At 61.6% G+C, this 14,666-nt stretch carries 14 protein-coding genes, 1 tRNA gene and 2 pseudogenes; 9 read left to right on the top strand and 8 right to left on the bottom strand.

The window, feature by feature from the left end; all coding sequences use genetic code 11:
• Positions 1-104 precede the first annotated feature (104 nt).
• Positions 105-707, top strand: a complete 603-nt coding sequence (locus tag V1279_RS19385) for a hypothetical protein (protein ID WP_334438965.1) — start codon at positions 105-107, stop codon at positions 705-707.
• A 142-nt stretch (positions 708-849) separates the two neighbouring features.
• Complete coding sequence (locus tag V1279_RS19380; RefSeq protein ID WP_334438963.1) at positions 850-1,314, top strand: hypothetical protein; 465 nt, start codon at positions 850-852, stop codon at positions 1,312-1,314.
• A 20-nt stretch (positions 1,315-1,334) separates the two neighbouring features.
• On the opposite strand, the gene V1279_RS19375 is transcribed toward V1279_RS19380, so the two are convergent.
• Positions 1,335-1,694, bottom strand: a complete 360-nt coding sequence (locus tag V1279_RS19375; RefSeq protein WP_334438961.1) for a hypothetical protein — start codon at positions 1,692-1,694, stop codon at positions 1,335-1,337.
• Between the two features lie 1,105 nt (positions 1,695-2,799).
• Between V1279_RS19375 and V1279_RS19370 the strand changes: the two genes are divergently transcribed.
• From V1279_RS19370 to V1279_RS19360, 3 genes and pseudogenes are all read left to right on the top strand, one after another.
• Entirely contained in the window at positions 2,800-3,750 is a 951-nt protein-coding gene (locus tag V1279_RS19370; protein WP_334438959.1) for an alpha/beta hydrolase, read from the top strand.
• 13 nt (positions 3,751-3,763) lie between these two features.
• Positions 3,764-3,880: pseudogene (locus tag V1279_RS19365) on the top strand (EAL domain-containing protein); the annotation flags it as partial.
• Between the two features lie 243 nt (positions 3,881-4,123).
• Complete coding sequence (locus V1279_RS19360) at positions 4,124-4,468, top strand: hypothetical protein (protein ID WP_334438955.1); 345 nt, start codon at positions 4,124-4,126, stop codon at positions 4,466-4,468.
• A gap of 586 nt (positions 4,469-5,054) precedes the next feature.
• On the opposite strand, the gene V1279_RS19355 is transcribed toward V1279_RS19360, so the two are convergent.
• The 4 genes from V1279_RS19355 to V1279_RS19340 form a co-directional block, all read right to left on the bottom strand.
• Positions 5,055-5,180 (bottom strand): hypothetical protein, encoded by a 126-nt coding sequence (locus V1279_RS19355; RefSeq protein WP_334438953.1) that lies wholly within the window; start codon positions 5,178-5,180, stop codon positions 5,055-5,057.
• Positions 5,181-5,347: 167 nt separating this feature from the next.
• Positions 5,348-5,878 carry a bifunctional 3-hydroxydecanoyl-ACP dehydratase/trans-2-decenoyl-ACP isomerase gene (gene fabA / locus V1279_RS19350; protein WP_334438951.1) on the bottom strand — a complete coding sequence of 177 codons (531 nt, stop codon included), beginning with the start codon at positions 5,876-5,878 and terminating at the stop codon, positions 5,348-5,350.
• A 39-nt stretch (positions 5,879-5,917) separates the two neighbouring features.
• On the bottom strand, positions 5,918-6,538 hold the full coding sequence (locus V1279_RS19345) for a TetR/AcrR family transcriptional regulator (RefSeq protein ID WP_334438950.1): 621 nt from the start codon (positions 6,536-6,538) through the stop codon (positions 5,918-5,920).
• A 130-nt stretch (positions 6,539-6,668) separates the two neighbouring features.
• Complete coding sequence (locus V1279_RS19340; protein ID WP_334446474.1) at positions 6,669-8,006, bottom strand: MFS transporter; 1,338 nt, start codon at positions 8,004-8,006, stop codon at positions 6,669-6,671.
• Between the two features lie 491 nt (positions 8,007-8,497).
• Between V1279_RS19340 and V1279_RS19335 the strand changes: the two genes are divergently transcribed.
• The 3 genes and pseudogenes from V1279_RS19335 to V1279_RS19325 all read left to right on the top strand — a co-directional run bounded on the left by V1279_RS19335 (position 8,498) and on the right by V1279_RS19325 (position 10,958).
• The gene (locus V1279_RS19335) at positions 8,498-8,821 is read left to right on the top strand and encodes a PadR family transcriptional regulator (RefSeq protein WP_334438949.1); all 324 of its coding nucleotides are present in this window, start codon (positions 8,498-8,500) and stop codon (positions 8,819-8,821) included.
• A 4-nt stretch (positions 8,822-8,825) separates the two neighbouring features.
• A pseudogene (locus V1279_RS19330) lies at positions 8,826-10,241 on the top strand (serine hydrolase domain-containing protein); the annotation flags it as partial.
• Complete coding sequence (locus V1279_RS19325) at positions 10,230-10,958, top strand: S41 family peptidase (protein WP_334446472.1); 729 nt, start codon at positions 10,230-10,232, stop codon at positions 10,956-10,958. The pseudogene V1279_RS19330 and the gene V1279_RS19325, both read left to right, overlap by 12 nt.
• A gap of 49 nt (positions 10,959-11,007) precedes the next feature.
• On the opposite strand, the gene V1279_RS19320 is transcribed toward V1279_RS19325, so the two are convergent.
• Together V1279_RS19320 and V1279_RS19315 are read right to left on the bottom strand one after the other, a co-directional pair.
• Positions 11,008-11,084 (bottom strand) — tRNA-Arg (locus V1279_RS19320).
• A 50-nt stretch (positions 11,085-11,134) separates the two neighbouring features.
• Complete coding sequence (locus tag V1279_RS19315) at positions 11,135-11,392, bottom strand: hypothetical protein (RefSeq protein WP_334438947.1); 258 nt, start codon at positions 11,390-11,392, stop codon at positions 11,135-11,137.
• A gap of 336 nt (positions 11,393-11,728) precedes the next feature.
• Between V1279_RS19315 and V1279_RS19310 the strand changes: the two genes are divergently transcribed.
• Complete coding sequence (locus V1279_RS19310) at positions 11,729-12,175, top strand: hypothetical protein (RefSeq protein WP_334438944.1); 447 nt, start codon at positions 11,729-11,731, stop codon at positions 12,173-12,175.
• A 25-nt stretch (positions 12,176-12,200) separates the two neighbouring features.
• Here the strand turns inward: V1279_RS19310 and V1279_RS19305 are convergent, their stop codons facing one another.
• Positions 12,201-14,459, bottom strand: coding sequence for a cation:proton antiporter domain-containing protein (locus V1279_RS19305; protein ID WP_334438942.1), 2,259 nt, complete (start codon positions 14,457-14,459; stop codon positions 12,201-12,203).
• Positions 14,460-14,666: the final 207 nt, after the last annotated feature.

Raw genomic sequence — 14,666 nt, 5'->3', positions numbered from 1 at the left:
ATCCGTACAGCGGCGGTCGTGACAGAAGCCGTACGGGAAACGCCCGTATGGCTTTTTCATGCGCGGCACGGCAATCGCCGGCGCTACCGGGTGAGGGCACGGCTATGAGAATCGCCGGGTGGTCGTTCGGAAAGTCCGCAGCACGGCTCGCCGTGCTGCCGGCCATCGCCATCCTCGGCTGCGCCATGTGGTTGATGCTCCCGCAAGCAAGCGATGCCGAGGGTCATTCCACCGCGACGTCGCCTGAAGTTACCCGCGTGACGCAAGATACATCCGGCAACGACGACACCGCCGGGGTCCAGGCGACCCTGTCGAGCCCGGCGCCATCAACCGCTTCTCCCGACGCCAATCCGGCGCCGGCCGCTGTCGCGCCTCTCGACATCGCGCCGCCGGAAACTGTGGAGTCCGCCAAGTCGTCGCTCGACGGCCTGAAGATTATCTCGCAGTCGTGGCGCAGGGGCGGGCTCGGCTCGAAAGCGCTGGTGACCTTTACGCTCCGCAACGCCAATGACTACGCGGTGAGGGATATCGAAATCGCCTGCGCCTTCAAGCGCCGGGACGGTAGCCATCTGACCGACCGCAGGCGTATCATTCCCGATACCGTGAACATGAGGAGCCGGAAGCGCTACGCCGGCATGCTGGTCGGGTTCGTCAACGTCAACGCAAATAAGGCGAAATGTTCAGTGGTGACCGCCAGCCGTATTTAACTTTGTGCGGCCGAACTCGCCTCGTGTCCCCTCGAAAATGTGATCTGCGCCTTTGAACCTTGCCGGTTGACCAGGAACTAATCGCTATATCATCCGTTGGGCGAATGAACCGCGCGGTGCTCGCGCGGGGGGAGTGAGACCGATGCCCGTAGCGCGTTATTTCCTGTTTATCGGCGGAGTGCTGCTCGCGCTGTTGTTGGCGATCGATGCGCTCATCCCACAGCAGGCGGTCGTGGCCAGCCAGGCCGAGCCTTCGGTCAACAAGACGGTGGTGCGCATTCGCTCCGACCAAAAGCTGCCGGAGCGGGTGGTTTTCGACACCAGCCTTCCGACCATTGTTCCGCCGCCGGCCGTGATGGCCCAAGTGACGGCCCCGGTCGTGGCGCCTGCCTCAGCCGATGCCACCGCCCAGGCCCGTGTGCGGGAGACGTTCGCCCAGTTCGTCCCGGCGGAGGCGAAGAAGTCCGAGCCCCAAGTTCAGCGCAAGCGCAAGATCGCCAAGAGCCGTCCGGCGCAACCGATGCAGTTCGCGCAGCCGCAAATGCGGGTCGCGCAGCAGTCGCATTTCGGCTTCTTCGGCGGTCCGAACTGGAACACCACCTGGTAGGGTGCGCCGCCTGATTTAGTTTAGCGTGGCAGTTTCGGGATTTTATCCGCAAAACCGTTGTAGCAGGTCAGCCGCTCGTCTTCCTCCTTGAGGAAGCGGCAGTCATTGACGCCCTTCGCGGCCGGCGCCTTCGGCTTGGGCTGCGGCGCATAAATGGCGTCGTAGCAATTCAGGCGTTCCTTGGTCGCATCGTCGATGTCCTGGCAGGCCTGCAACTTCTGGGCGACCGACAAGGGTTTTTCTTTCTTGCCCGCCTCTGTTTTCTTTCCGACCACAACCAGCGGTTTGCCGCCGATGGTCGGAGGATCGGCAGGGGCGGTCCCCTGAGCCAGCGCCGCCGCCGGATACAGGATCGCCAGCGTCAGGATGATCTTTCTCATGTCGAAATGTCCGAATAGCCGTAAGAGCGCGCCTGGAGAGACCAGAACTCCCGACCCTCGGAATCGAAAATCCCGCTGTGCGCCTGCGTTCTCTAGCACTATCCCCAAGCGTCTGTCTAACCTGTTGATTCAATGGCTATTCAATTGAGCCCGCGACGGCCTGGAGGGTGTTGGCCTGACCTTGCCTGAAGTCCGGTTGCCTCGGGGTGCGGCGGCTTACGGTTGGCACACGCCATCTGCCGGCGCCAACTTGTGGTCTAGTGGGCGCTGTTTAGGTGTCGCGGGAGTTTGTCACCTTGTTCGGCTCTCACGGCCGCTATCGGATCGAGCGATTGCAGAAGGGTGACGTCGGCTAGATCCCGCAAGGCTATGGTCACTCGATCGAGAATGTCGGGAACGGACCTGCGCGCGTCCTGATCGGTTTCAATGCGGGCATCTACGAGACCAGCGACCTGTCGCAATGGATCGCGGCAAACCGACGGACGTGCTCGCCACGAATTTCGGTCAGCCGGCCGAAGTGTTCGGAAGATTCCCGGATCGCGACGTGTTCATCGCTGGCAAGGATGGGCTCGATAGGAAAGAGCCGCCAAGTGTGCATTAAAACGTCGACTGATCTCGCGGCACGATCGTGTCTGCGTGGTGTGGAACAGATCTAGCGCAGACGATAGGCGTCAAATGCGTGGGCCAGGAATACGCCGATGCTGACGAAGAGGAGGAATGCCGTCACGACCTCGGTCATAGCCTTCCTCCCTGTGTTGCCATGCCGGAAAGGGCACGCTTGAGAAATTCGCGGTAGATGAGGTTGAGTACTGATATCAACATGATCTAACCCCGTTTGTTCCGGTTGGGCTGACCGTAGCGGCTGTTTGTTTCCGGAGCGCTTCGCGGCAGGCAAAAATGGTTTCGTAGCGCCAACTCGGGATCACGGAATCGCGACGGAACTGGACAATCATTGCCATCGTCCGCCCTTTTCTCGCCATCCTAGTTCAGGAGACCTGCGGGGCGCGTTCTGCGAAGGCCGTGTTCCCAAAGGTCCTGTGTGATCGTCCAACATATACTGCAAAACGAAACTCTTACGTCCCGCCGTGCGTTCCTGCGCGGGATTGTGTCCTCAGCCAGCGTGCTCGCGCTCGGTGGATGCGCCAGCCTGGGCGCGACCGGCGCGCGTTACGACGCTGCGTCGCTTACCGCCGAACCGACATTGCTCGTCGCAACCACGCGCAAGCCGGTGAACGGCGGGCGGACGAAACCCTGGTTCGGGCCGGAACGCGCAACGAGGATGACGGTCGCCCGGGCGAAACTGGTGCCGCCCGACGAGAGCCGTTTCTCGCTCGCCGCAGCCGGTATTGGCGACTGGCGTCTTGACGGGGTCGAGCCGGTCTCGGGAGAGGTCAGCGATCTTCTCGCGCAGGGCGGAGGCGACGTCCTGATCTACGTGCACGGTTTCAAACAGACCTTCGAGACGGCGGCGCTCGACACCGCGCATCTCGCCGATGGCATCAAATTCCGCGGCCAGACGATGGTCTTTTCCTGGCCGTCCAAGGCCGGACTGTTCGACTATGCCTATGACCGCGAAAGCGCGATGTGGTCCCGCGATGGCTTCGAACGCGTGCTCCAATCCGTCGTCACGACTCCCGGCGCCGGCCGCGTTCACATCGTCGCACACAGCATGGGCACCATGTTGACGCTCGAAAGCCTGCGCCAGCTCTATGCGCGACATGGCGACGCTGTTGCAGACAAGATCGGGGCGGTGGTGTTTGCCTCACCTGACATCGACATGGACGTATTCTCGTCGGCTGTTATTCGCATCGGTCCACTCGGCCGCAAGATCACCGTCGTCACTGCGACGAACGACCGCGCGTTGGCGCTGTCGGGACGATTGGCCGGCGGGATGACACGGGTCGGCGCCGCCGAAAAGGCCGCCATCGAGCGGCTCGGGGTACGCGTCATCGATGCGTCCGACGCAGGCTGGGGCGTCATCAATCATGATTTATTCCTGTCCAATGCGGAGGTGCGGCGGGTGATCCGCCGTTCGATCGATACCTCAGCCGCGTAAAGCGGTGGCGCTGCTGGACGACTTCGGATCGGGGCAGTCCAGCCTGAGCTATGTCCATCAATTGTCGTTGGACAAGATCAAGATCGACCGAGGCTTCATTCGCAATATCGCGACGCAGGAGAACGCCAGCGGCCGTCGCAATGTCACCACGCCGTCACCCATAATCTCGCCAAATTGACGGAACAATTATTCGTTGCCGGCACGATGGTGCCTGGTCTCGCCTCGAACTGCTCTACGCTTGAACTGCTCAACGTCCGCAACGCCGACCTGTTGTCGGCGCGCGACGCTTTGCGAGTCGATCTGGGAGATCCGGGCGATGCCGGGCACTTGCCGACGATCCAAATTATTCAGTTCATACAGAGGAATGAGAGTCATGCGTCAAGCAACATCGAAGGCCGCGGCAGGTTCGAGCGCGAACCGCCGACAAGTGCTGTCACTCGCGGCGGGCGTCGCCTTGCTCGCGGGCGTCACCACGGCTCACGCGCAGAGCACGGGTATCGCCGCCTGTGACGACTTCCTGACCAAGTACGACGCCTGCGTCGTCTCCAAGGTCCCCGAGGCACAGCGCGCGATGTACAAGACGCAGATCGACCAGACGCGCAAGGCGTGGGTCGACCTGGCCAAGAATCCGTCGGCGAAGGCGACCATGGAATCGACCTGCAAGCAGACCCTGGATGCGACGAAGGCCTCCCTCACGGCGTATGGCTGCTCGTTCTGATTGGCGCGTGCGCCGCTGAAAAGGAGTGGCGCCGAGTAGGCGCCATTCCTTGACGGCGGCCGGGGCGCGACGGGGGGCGGCCGACGATGCCGGCGAGGCGCTCTTCCGGAACTCTGGCCGAAACAACGTGTGCACCGCCGGCGCGATTCACGATCAAGCGGCGCGTCTTTCAAGGCGCGGTCTGCAAACTTCTCTTTATGCCGATTAACCACTTGTTAACCATAACGCCCCAGCATTGCCCCTCTAGAGAGGCGCCACGGGCTTTAGTCCGAAGGCGCGATTGATCGTTCATCTTGGGGGCGGGCAGAGGCTCGCGGGGCTCCAAGGAGCAACGTCATGTCGTCACCAGGCGTAAAGCACCATGCAAGTCTGCTTTCCGAATTCGTCCCGGCGATTTTCGGTGCACTTGGTTTGGGTGTCCCGATTGCGGTTGCGATCATCTGGATTTGTTCCTGATCGTAGTATGCCGTTTGTTTTCTGACGGCGCTCGTCTGTGAGGGGCGTGCCGCGCGATGGTCGATGAAGGTCGGCGCTACGCAGCACTGCGCGTCGCAGGCTCGGCACGACACGAATTGATGGGACGCAGCTAATCGGGCAGTGCTGCGACCGCGACTATCTCGATGACGAGATCACCTTTTTTGAACGGTTCGTAGTCGTCCGTGGTTGCGGTGTTGCCGGCCAGGAAGACAAAACCCTTTGCCCCCGTGGCCAATGTGCCTTTCCCTCAAGGCATAAGGCGACCGGCCTTCAATTTTTTATGGGTGACGAGTTCCATTTTCGTCCTCGCGCCGGAGCACAACGGAGCCGAAGTACACACATATATGGCGAGGACGAACCTATGTTCAGGTTAGGGATGACGTGGCGCGCCACGGCGATCTCTCAGGTCGCAGACGCTATCATTCCGACCCTCATATCCTTGGCGAGATATACGCATGCGTCGTCGGCAAACACGCTGCCGTCAGCAATTCCAACAGCCAGTTTGCCGCGCCTTACCTGGCGCATACTGACCTCGTAGCGCACGCGCTTGATGTCTGGCTTTATGTCTCCCCGGAACTTGACCTCGCCGACGCCGACGGCGCGGCCCTTGCCCGGTGACCCCGACCAGCCAAGCCAATAGCCGACGATTTGCCACATGGCGTCCAGACCCAGACATCCGGGCATCACGGGATCGCCGGGAAAGTGACAGTCAAAAAACCAGAGGCCCGGCGCGATATCCAGCTCAGCGATGACGTGGCCCTTGCCGAATTCGCCGCCGTCCAGGCTGATCTCGGCGATACGGTCTATCATCAGCATGGGCGGTGCCGGCAGCTGGGCGTTGCCCGGGCCGAAATAGCCGCCCTCGCTTGATTTGAGCAGATCTTCCTTTGTGTAGGACGATTGCGGAGCGTGGAAGTCTCTTGGGTTGGACAAGGCAATATCCTTCGGCGTTTGGCTGGCGGTTGCGCAACGTCAGGCGACCTTGTCGCGACCGTTTTTTTCGATGCCGGAGCCAGCAGTCAGGCGCAGGGCTCCGGCCATGAAGGCCCAAATTTCATCAGTGAGTTTCTCCGGATCGGGTCGTTGTTCGCTCATCAGGACGCCGATAAGGGCCTGGCGAATTCCGCCGATCATCAGCGCAATGGTGAGATGTGGATCGATGTGATCGGAAACGAAGCCGTTACGCTGCGCCGCCTCGAGCATGCGTGCGCCGCCGGCGAGCTGTCGGTTGGTGAAAGCTCTCTCGACATCCAGGACCTCGGGCGCGCGGCTCAAAGCTCCGATGACAAGGGGAGCGAAGGGGTGATCGTAGTGGAAGGCGATATAGGAGGCTATTCGCCGCCTCTCTCTGTTCGCCCAGCTTTCCGAGGGGCGGCACGCGTCGTTGAAAACCTCGCCATCGAGCCGGCTATAGAACGCTTCAACGACGGCGGCGATCAGGCCTGCCTTCGATCCAAAGTGGTGATAGGCCAGCCCGACCGAAACCTGCGCTCGCTTCGCGACGGCCTGCATTTCCAGATGCCCATGGTTCTGGATGAGCTCCTCTTGGGCCGCCCGGACTAATCTTTCTCGCGTCGCGATCGGTGGGGTCATCTTTGATCCAAGCGCTGAATTGAATTGAATTCAATTTAATAGTGATTTCCGAGCCGAGGTTCAAGTCGAGAGTTTCCTGAGACCCCGTGGACGTGTCCCGGTGATGCGCTCCGGAGAGAGCCTGAGGGACCTAATTTGACGCGTTTTGCGATGACTTTGCCGGAAGCAAAACCAGAGCGGCGACCATCGCGACCAGCGCGACGAATGCCGCCAGGGTGAAGGGCGTCGCAAACGCCGCTGCCACATCGGTCGTCCCTAGCGTCGCTCCTAACGCCGCAATGCTGATGGCAAACCCGGCTTGGCGCACAATCATTGTCACAGCCGAGGCCATACCGGCCTGCGTGGGTGGTGCGAGCGCCAAAACGACGTTCCCCATCTGCGGATTCGCCAGCGCGGCTCCGATGCCAATTGCAAGCATTCCGGCGATCGTTGCTGCAAGGCGCATCGCAGGGCTGGCGGAGAGAGCGGCAAACACTAGAAACAGGTCTCCCATGGCGACGATGCCAAACGCAGCGATGAAGAAACGCCGCCATCCCCATCGTGTAACAACGCGGCCGCCTAACAGTGGCACCAGCAGCATCGGCAGTGTCGCCGCCAGCAGCGCTACCCCGGCCACTTCGATGCTCACGAGCAGCCCAGCGCTCAAGAACAGGGGCAAATAGACCAGTACGGCCCAGTAACCAAACTGGATGGCGGTCAACAACGCCCCGACCCCGGCCATCGCCGATGTTGCGAACACTCGGGGATCAAGCACCGGACGCAGGCTGCGCCATTGCTGCAAGACGAACACGAGCGCCGCCGCAGCGCTGGCGACGAGGCAGCCGGCTCTTACGGCTAACGAAGCGTCGCGGCGCAAGAGTGCATCAATTGCCAAGCCCAGCGATATCGTCAGCAGCGCGACCCCCAGAGGGTCGAGTGGACGCCCGGCCGGGTCCTTCGTCTCGGCAACGACCCGTGGCACTGCGAGAGCCAGCGCCAGGCAAAACGGGATGTTGGCGTAAAAGATCCAACGCCAACCGAACCACGAGGCGAGCAAGCCGCCCAAGGTCGGGCCCAAGGCCATGGCAACGCCGGAAATCACGCCTATGATGCCGAACGCCCGCGCCCGCTGACCATGGTTCGGAAACGCACCGGCGACGAGTGCAAGTGCACCCGTGACCATGAAGGCTGCACCGACGCCCTGCACGACCCGCGCAGTCAGGAGCTGCGGGCCGCTGGTCGCCAAGCCACAGGCTATTGAAGCCATGAGCAACACGGCATTGCCGGCCAACATGGCGCGGCGGCGACCGAAGCGATCTGCAAGCGCGCCTGATGCAAGGAGAGCGCCCGTGAAGGCAAGGCTGTACGCGTCGATGACCCAGCCGGCACCGGCGACGGCAAAGCCCAGGTCCTTCGCGATGCCGGGCATGGCGACCACGACTGCCGTGACGTCGAACAGCGTCAGGAACGTGCCGAGACCAAGCGCGATCGTGATCAGGTTCGATCGCCCTTGCGCTACCTGAGATGCGCGATTGTGTATGCCGTTCCTCCTATGGCAGGGATTGAGGGTAGGTCAGAGATCAACGGCCCGCTCGACTTCGGTTGCCACCTCGGCCGTGAGGTCTTCCATGCCGATGGCTGCGCATACGCCGGTCCTACTGACAGCGTGGTGTCAGCAGGATTTGATACGACGCTTGGAGTCGTCCGAGTGTCCGGTCGGCGGTGGACCGAGGCAAGCGGCTACCGCCGCGACCATCTGAGCGCGCTCGTCGCCGCTTCAAGCGCAACAACGGCAGATTTTGGCGTGCCCGGTTCTGTACCAGGGTGGCGCGCCACGGTCGATGAAGATGGGCACTATAGCTTCGCCATCGCGCTATGATGCCGCGGCGCGCGCTGCTATTCGCAAATCTGCGACGGTCTACGATCCTTCGCTACGAATCGGCTCTTGATTATATCCGTTGCGGATATATACAAGTTCGTATGAGTAAATCCGGACCCCAGGTGCCGCTGACGCCGGCCGTGTTCCACATTCTACTGGCCCTCGTCGGGCAAGAGCGACACGGCTACGACATCATGCAACAGGTCAAGTCGGACTCCCAGAGTGCCGTCAAAATGGGGCCGGGAACGTTGTACGGCTCGCTGGACCGAATGATCGAAGCCGGTCTCGTGACGAAGGGCAACACGCGGGACCCGCGCAGAATCTATTACAAGCTCACAACGCTCGGGCTGGCGACGCTCAGAGCGGAAACAGAGCGCCTGTCGCATCTTGCCGTTGTCGCGCGCCGCCAGCTGGGGACCGCGTGACGTGATGGCGCATATCAGGAAGACCCAGTCTCGTTCTCTGGCGGTGTACGGGTTCCTCTTGAGACTATATGCGCCGGATTTCCTGGCACGGCATCGTGCGGAAATGCTCCAGAACTTTGAAGACCATGAAAACGCGTCATCGTCGAAGGCAGCGCTTTGGCTGCACATAGGGAAAGACCTCATGCTCAGTCTCATCTCCCGCAACATTCCCAAGTCACTTTGGGGACGAACTGCCCCGATGTTCATCGTCCTCGCCGCCGTGTTAGGCATGTGGCGGGCGTTCGCATACGACACCGCGCCGGTGAGCGATCCGGAAGCGCTCGGCTTCTCGTCGTCGCGGCTGGCACGGATCGCCGCGCAGCAGCGGGCGCAGGTCGATGCCGGAGCCTTCTCAGGCGCCGTTGCGGCGATCGCCCGCAACGGTCGGATCGCCTATCTGCAAGCCGTCGGCTTTCGTGACAGTGCCAAGACGATCCCGCTGCAGCCCGATGCAATCTTCTGGATCGCCTCGATGACCAAGCCGGTTACCAGCGTGGCCGCCATGATCCTGGTCGAGGAGGGAAAGCTCGATCTCGCCGCCCCGGTCCAGGGGTATCTCCCCGAGTTCAAGGATATGATGGTCGGTGTCGAGACGATCGATCCGGCGAGCGGACAGAGCAGGCTCACGCTTGAGCCGCAGAAGCGCCCGATGACCGTCGAGGACCTGCTGCGCCACACATCCGGCCTCGTCTACGAAGGCGGCAATACGGCCGTGCACAAGCTCTACCGTGAGAGTGGGCTGTACGACACTGGCTTGGCACGCGACGGCACGTTGAAGGACTTCGTGTCCCGCCTGGCGCGGCTTCCGCTCGCCCATCAGCCCGGCGAGGTCTGGGAATATGGCCACAGCGCCGACGTTCTGGGACGGGTCATCGAGGTCGCTTCAGGCCGACCGCTGGACCAGTTTCTCGACGGCCGCCTGTTCAGACCGCTCGGCATGATCGACACCGGTTTCTGAGTGCCGCCGGAGAAGCTCGCCCGCCTGGTCGACGCGCCGGTTGACGCAAGGATTCGTCCTGACCGGGACGTCACCAAGCCGACCACGCTGTTCTCGGGCGGCGGCGGGCTGGTGTCGACAGCCGCGGACTATCTGCGGTTCGGCCAGATGCTGCTCAACGGCGGTGAGCTGGACGGGGCGCGCATCCTTTCGCCCGCAACCGTCCGCCGGATGACGACAAATTCGCTGCCGTCCGACATCCAATTTGCGGGCGGCGACATGGGGCCGCGGGGCAGCGCGACCTTCGGGCTCGGCTTCGGGATCCGCAGCGATGCGGCCTCGAGCTGGGTGCCCGGATCGGTCGGCAGCTTCACCTGGAGCGGGGTCTGGGGAACCTATTTCTGGGTCGATCCGGCGGAGCAGCTGATCGCCATGCAACTCATCCATGTTGCGACCGACTTCGACCGTTTCACCCGTCCGTTTCGCAACCTGACCTACGGCGCCTTCCTGGATCCCGACCGGGACGTGCCGATATCAGCAACCGCGGCGATCGATCAAGTCGCGCTCGATGAACTCGTCGGCAAATACGATTTCGGACAGTCATCGAGCTCGCGGGACAGAATGGGTCCTGCTAGCAACTTTTCCGGGATCGGCGCTGACATCGAATTGAAAAGCAGCGGCGCGCGAGTTCTTCGGCCTCTCGATAATTCGCCCTCGGCTGAGGCTGGATTGAGACCGGGTGATATCATCACGGAAATTGACGGCAGCTCAGTCAAGGGTCTTACGTTGAGCCAGGTCATCGCGAGGTTGCGAGGCCCGGTCAATTCGCAGACCCGGCTGAAAATCTCACGCGCGCAGGTTGCTCCGATCGAGATCGCTGTTACGCGGGCGCCCATCTACGTCCCCGGTGTCGAGTTACAGGTCAAGATAGACGCCGGGAATTTGGTCGCAGAGGCGACGGGACCTTGGCCGATCCTGGATTTCGAGAAGGGCAAACCTGTCCGCTTGAAAGCAATATCCGGCAGCGAATTTCATGTCGACAACGGGGACCAGACGCGGATTACCTTCGTAAGGGACTCGAATGGGAAAGTAGCGAGCGCAGTACTGAATGCCGGACCGCGGGAGCAAAGAGGCCGCCTGGTAACTAAACGAGCTTCCTAGCCGATGATCGGAAAACGACGGTATTTTGCGCCGATAGCGTGTACCGAAATGGCGCGCTCGGAGAGATTCGAACTCCCGACCCTCGGAATCGAAATCCGATGCTCTATCCAGCTGAGCTACGAGCGCGTGCGACGGTCGATTATCAGACTTGGCCTAACAGAGCCAGCAGCGGAATGTCAGTAGCAGGGATGCCGCCGGCGGTCCTGGCCGATATACGCAGCCGCGCCCTGGCGGCAGAGAACGGTGGAGGGACCGTCGTAATAGGCGAAGGTGCCGGGCTGCGGGCCGGGCCCGTAATTGTGGAGGAAGCTGATTGGGTAGGGCAGGCCCCAATTGTGCAGGTGGTGCCGATTATGGCGGGCGTCTGCCGGGCTTGGGACGAGGACCGCGGTGGCGAGGAGCGCGGTGGCAACGAAAAACTTCGCTTTGGTCATTTCGATTCTCCGGAAGTCCCACTGAAACAGTAGCGATTTCGAGCTGGGCGGGTAGCCCTTCATGTCAAGAAAACGCGTCGAAACAACAAGATAGACGCGGAATCTCTGATTCGATCGAAGCCGGAGCCCTCCGACATCTTGGCCGATCTGATTTCGCATTCTAGGAGAAACGGCTGGAAAAGCTGCGGAAAACCACTCTAACGCGCCCATTTTTGGCCTCAAGCGATACTTAACGAATTCCCAACACAGTCCGGCCAAAATTCTGCTGTCCGGTCCTTACTCTACGGGCCGACTTATCCCGCGTCTGACAAAGGCTATCCGGTTCCCGACCAACCCATGCGCATCACGTCCCTTGCCTTGCTGTCCCTCTCGGTGCTGGTCGCGATGCCGGCACGCGCCGACCTGCATATCAAGCGCGATCACGGCGGGTATGTCGAGGAGTACAAGGCCAAGTACAACCGCATCCGCGAACGCAGGGAGCGCGTGATCATCGACGGCATCTGCAATTCGGCTTGCACGCTGGTGTTCGGCATCGTGCCGATGAACAAGATCTGCGTGACGCCGAAGGCGAGCCTCGGTTTCCATCAGGCCTATTACGACAAGGCCTTCACCTTCGGCATGAAGGTCACGAGTTTGGAAGGGACGTCGGACCTGATGTCCTATTACCCGGACAGCGTGAAGGACTGGATCCGCCGCAATGGCGGGCTTACCACCGAGATGAAGAAGATCAAGAACGGCGGCGAGCTCTGGAAGATCGTCGATCCCTGTCCGGAAGAGTGGTGAGGCGCAGCGAGTTCTACGCCCTGGATCAATCCTTCCGGTTGGCTTCGCCGTCCGCGATCAGCAACACCGACACTCTTGATTTGCTGAGGATCGCGGTGGCTACGCCGCCAAAGTTCAGCGACTCCCCCTTGATCCGGTCGACCCCCAGAACGACAAGGTCGGCGCCGCTGGTCTCGATTTCCTGCAGGATGCCTTCTTCGGGAGCCGCGTTCGTACGCAGCGTCGTTCTGACGTCGACATCATAACGGGCCGCTGCCGCCACGGCGTCTTTCAAAATACCTTCCTCGCTGGCGAGTGACATGCTGGCGCTGCGCCGGCGCGCGCCTTTGTCCCTGGTCGTGGACACATAAACCACCCTGAGCGGATGAGGGCTCGAGCGCGCCAGCGCACCCGCGATCTCCGCACCGCGCCGCGATAAGGCACTTCCGGAAACCGCGACCAGTATCCTGAACTCCGCGCTCGCGGGTTGCTTGAGGTGGACGCCCTTGGCCGCAACCAGGGCAACAGGCCCCTTGAAGCCCGATGTGACGTCTTCGACTTTCTTGTCGAAGCCGTCTTTGCCCAAGACATTCTCCACTCCGACGACGAGAAGATCGAACCCCTTTCGCGCCTCTTCCGCAACGGCAGCGGCGGCCCCTTGGGCTGGGGCACGCGTCGTTACCTCGACATCGCCCACACTCTCTCGGTCGGCCTTTGCGATCGCCGTGGCGGCTTCTCTTACGATGGCCTCGTGGCTGTCTTCATCCTGGCGCTTTCCCTCCTGTTGTTTGGCACGGGCACCTACATGGAGAACCGTAACTGGGAGGCCGCGCGCTCCCGCGAGCAGGCCGGCGATACGAGAGGCAAATTTCGCATTCGCGCCTTCATCCACGGCGAGCAGCAGACGCTCGAGATTGGCGACAAAGTCGTTTTGCTCGAACTCCTCGCGCTCAAGGCGTATCTTTTCGTCATTTCCGAGTGGAAGGCGGGAAAGCGCGCCGCGAAGCATCGGCGGCATCGCTATGGTGGTGAGGATCGCCATCATCACGATCATCGAGAACAGGTTTTGGCTGAGTACCCCCATGGAAAGACCGATGGTGGCGATGATGACTTCGGTGGAGCCGCGCGCGTTCATTCCGCTTGCCAGCGCGTAGGATTCCCTTGGCGTGAGGCCGCCAAGCGCGCCGCCCGCAAACGCGCCGCCGAATTTTCCAATGCTGGCGATCAGCACCAGCGCGACCGTCAGCAGGAGCAGGTCAGGATCCAAAAGCACGGTCAGGTCCGTGCTCAGGCCCGCCATGCCAAAAAACACCGGCATGAACAGGCCGGTGATCAAGCCGCGCAATCGCTCGTCGATCTGCCGCGTAAGTATTGGCGATTCGCCGACCAGGATGCCGGCGACGAACGCGCCGAGCACGGTGTGAACCCCGATCAGGTGCGTGATCATCGCCATCGTGCTCATCAGGAGCAGGATGACGGTGATGACCGCGGCCGAACTCACCAGATAATCGTTGGTCCAGCGGATCAGGCGGAACACCAGCCGTCGGCCGACCGTGAAACTGATGGCCAGGAAGAGAAGGGTGCCAAGCACGGCCTGACCGACGGAAAAAACATCGAGCGTGCCGTGCGATGCCAGACTGAAGATCATCGCAATGATGACCCAGCCGATGGTGTCGTCGATGATGGCTGTGGCGACAATGATCTGGCCGACATTCCGCCGCATGAAGTTCATTTCGCGCACGACCACGGCGACGATTTTTACCGACGAGATCGATAGCGCGGTGCCGAGAAACAGCGAAGCCACGAGGCGGGCTTCGGGATGCGGGAGCAGGCTCTGCGGCAGAAATTGGCCGAGCGAGAAACCGCAGATGAATGGGACCACGATGCCCGCAATCGATATCGAGGCGGCCGCACGGCCAACCTTGCGGACCAGCTTGAGGTCCGTTTCCATCCCCGTCAGCAGCAACAGCAACAGGATGCCGAACTGCGCGATGCCCTCGATCAGCGCTTTTTGTTCGGGGGAGGGTGGAAAGATCGCGGCATGCGCAGCGGGCCAGAGCCATCCGAACAGGGAAGGGCCCAGCAAGAGGCCGGCCAACAGTTCCCCGATCACGGATGGCTGGCCGATCCGCTGCATGATTTCGCCGAGCCCGCGTCCGACCGCTACCAACAGCGCGATCTGGGCCAGCAGCAGGAATTCGGATGGACGGGCTGATTTTTCGCCCTCGGCGCTGACGACTGTTGTCATCAGCAGGAATGCAGCGAGCGTCCACAATGTTCGCGATCGGCACCATCTGATTGCCATCGCTTAATTCTCCAAAATCCGCGATCCGGAAGTTTTGGATTCCGTGCCTTCCCGGGGTCAATTGCGTTCATGCTGATTGGTTTCAAGCGGCTAACGGACCTTTGGCATGAGGGGGCAGTGCCGATCGCTGTATCGAACGCGAATCCGGCGCCTGGATCGCGACCGGGGTGGTTGCGCTCGGCAACCCGGCGCGATCGGTCCTTGCCG

It is taken from the genome of Bradyrhizobium sp. AZCC 1610 (genome assembly GCF_036924515.1).
GTDB lineage: Bacteria > Pseudomonadota > Alphaproteobacteria > Rhizobiales > Xanthobacteraceae > Bradyrhizobium.
The sequence above is the reverse complement of the archived record's forward strand: the minus strand, read 5'-3'. Positions and strand labels throughout refer to the sequence as shown.

Coding starts and splice junctions, on each gene's coding strand:
- V1279_RS19385 (WP_334438965.1), top strand. CDS start 105: ATGAGAATCGCCGGGTGGTCGTTCGGAAAGTCCGCAGCACGGCTCGCC.
- V1279_RS19380 (WP_334438963.1), top strand. CDS start 850: ATGCCCGTAGCGCGTTATTTCCTGTTTATCGGCGGAGTGCTGCTCGCG.
- V1279_RS19375 (WP_334438961.1), bottom strand. CDS start 1,694: ATGAGAAAGATCATCCTGACGCTGGCGATCCTGTATCCGGCGGCGGCG.
- V1279_RS19360 (WP_334438955.1), top strand. CDS start 4,124: ATGCGTCAAGCAACATCGAAGGCCGCGGCAGGTTCGAGCGCGAACCGC.
- V1279_RS19345 (WP_334438950.1), bottom strand. CDS start 6,538: ATGACCCCACCGATCGCGACGCGAGAAAGATTAGTCCGGGCGGCCCAA.
- V1279_RS19335 (WP_334438949.1), top strand. CDS start 8,498: ATGAGTAAATCCGGACCCCAGGTGCCGCTGACGCCGGCCGTGTTCCAC.
- V1279_RS19325 (WP_334446472.1), top strand. CDS start 10,230: ATGCAACTCATCCATGTTGCGACCGACTTCGACCGTTTCACCCGTCCG.
- V1279_RS19315 (WP_334438947.1), bottom strand. CDS start 11,392: ATGACCAAAGCGAAGTTTTTCGTTGCCACCGCGCTCCTCGCCACCGCG.
- V1279_RS19310 (WP_334438944.1), top strand. CDS start 11,729: ATGCGCATCACGTCCCTTGCCTTGCTGTCCCTCTCGGTGCTGGTCGCG.
- V1279_RS19305 (WP_334438942.1), bottom strand. CDS start 14,459: ATGGCAATCAGATGGTGCCGATCGCGAACATTGTGGACGCTCGCTGCA.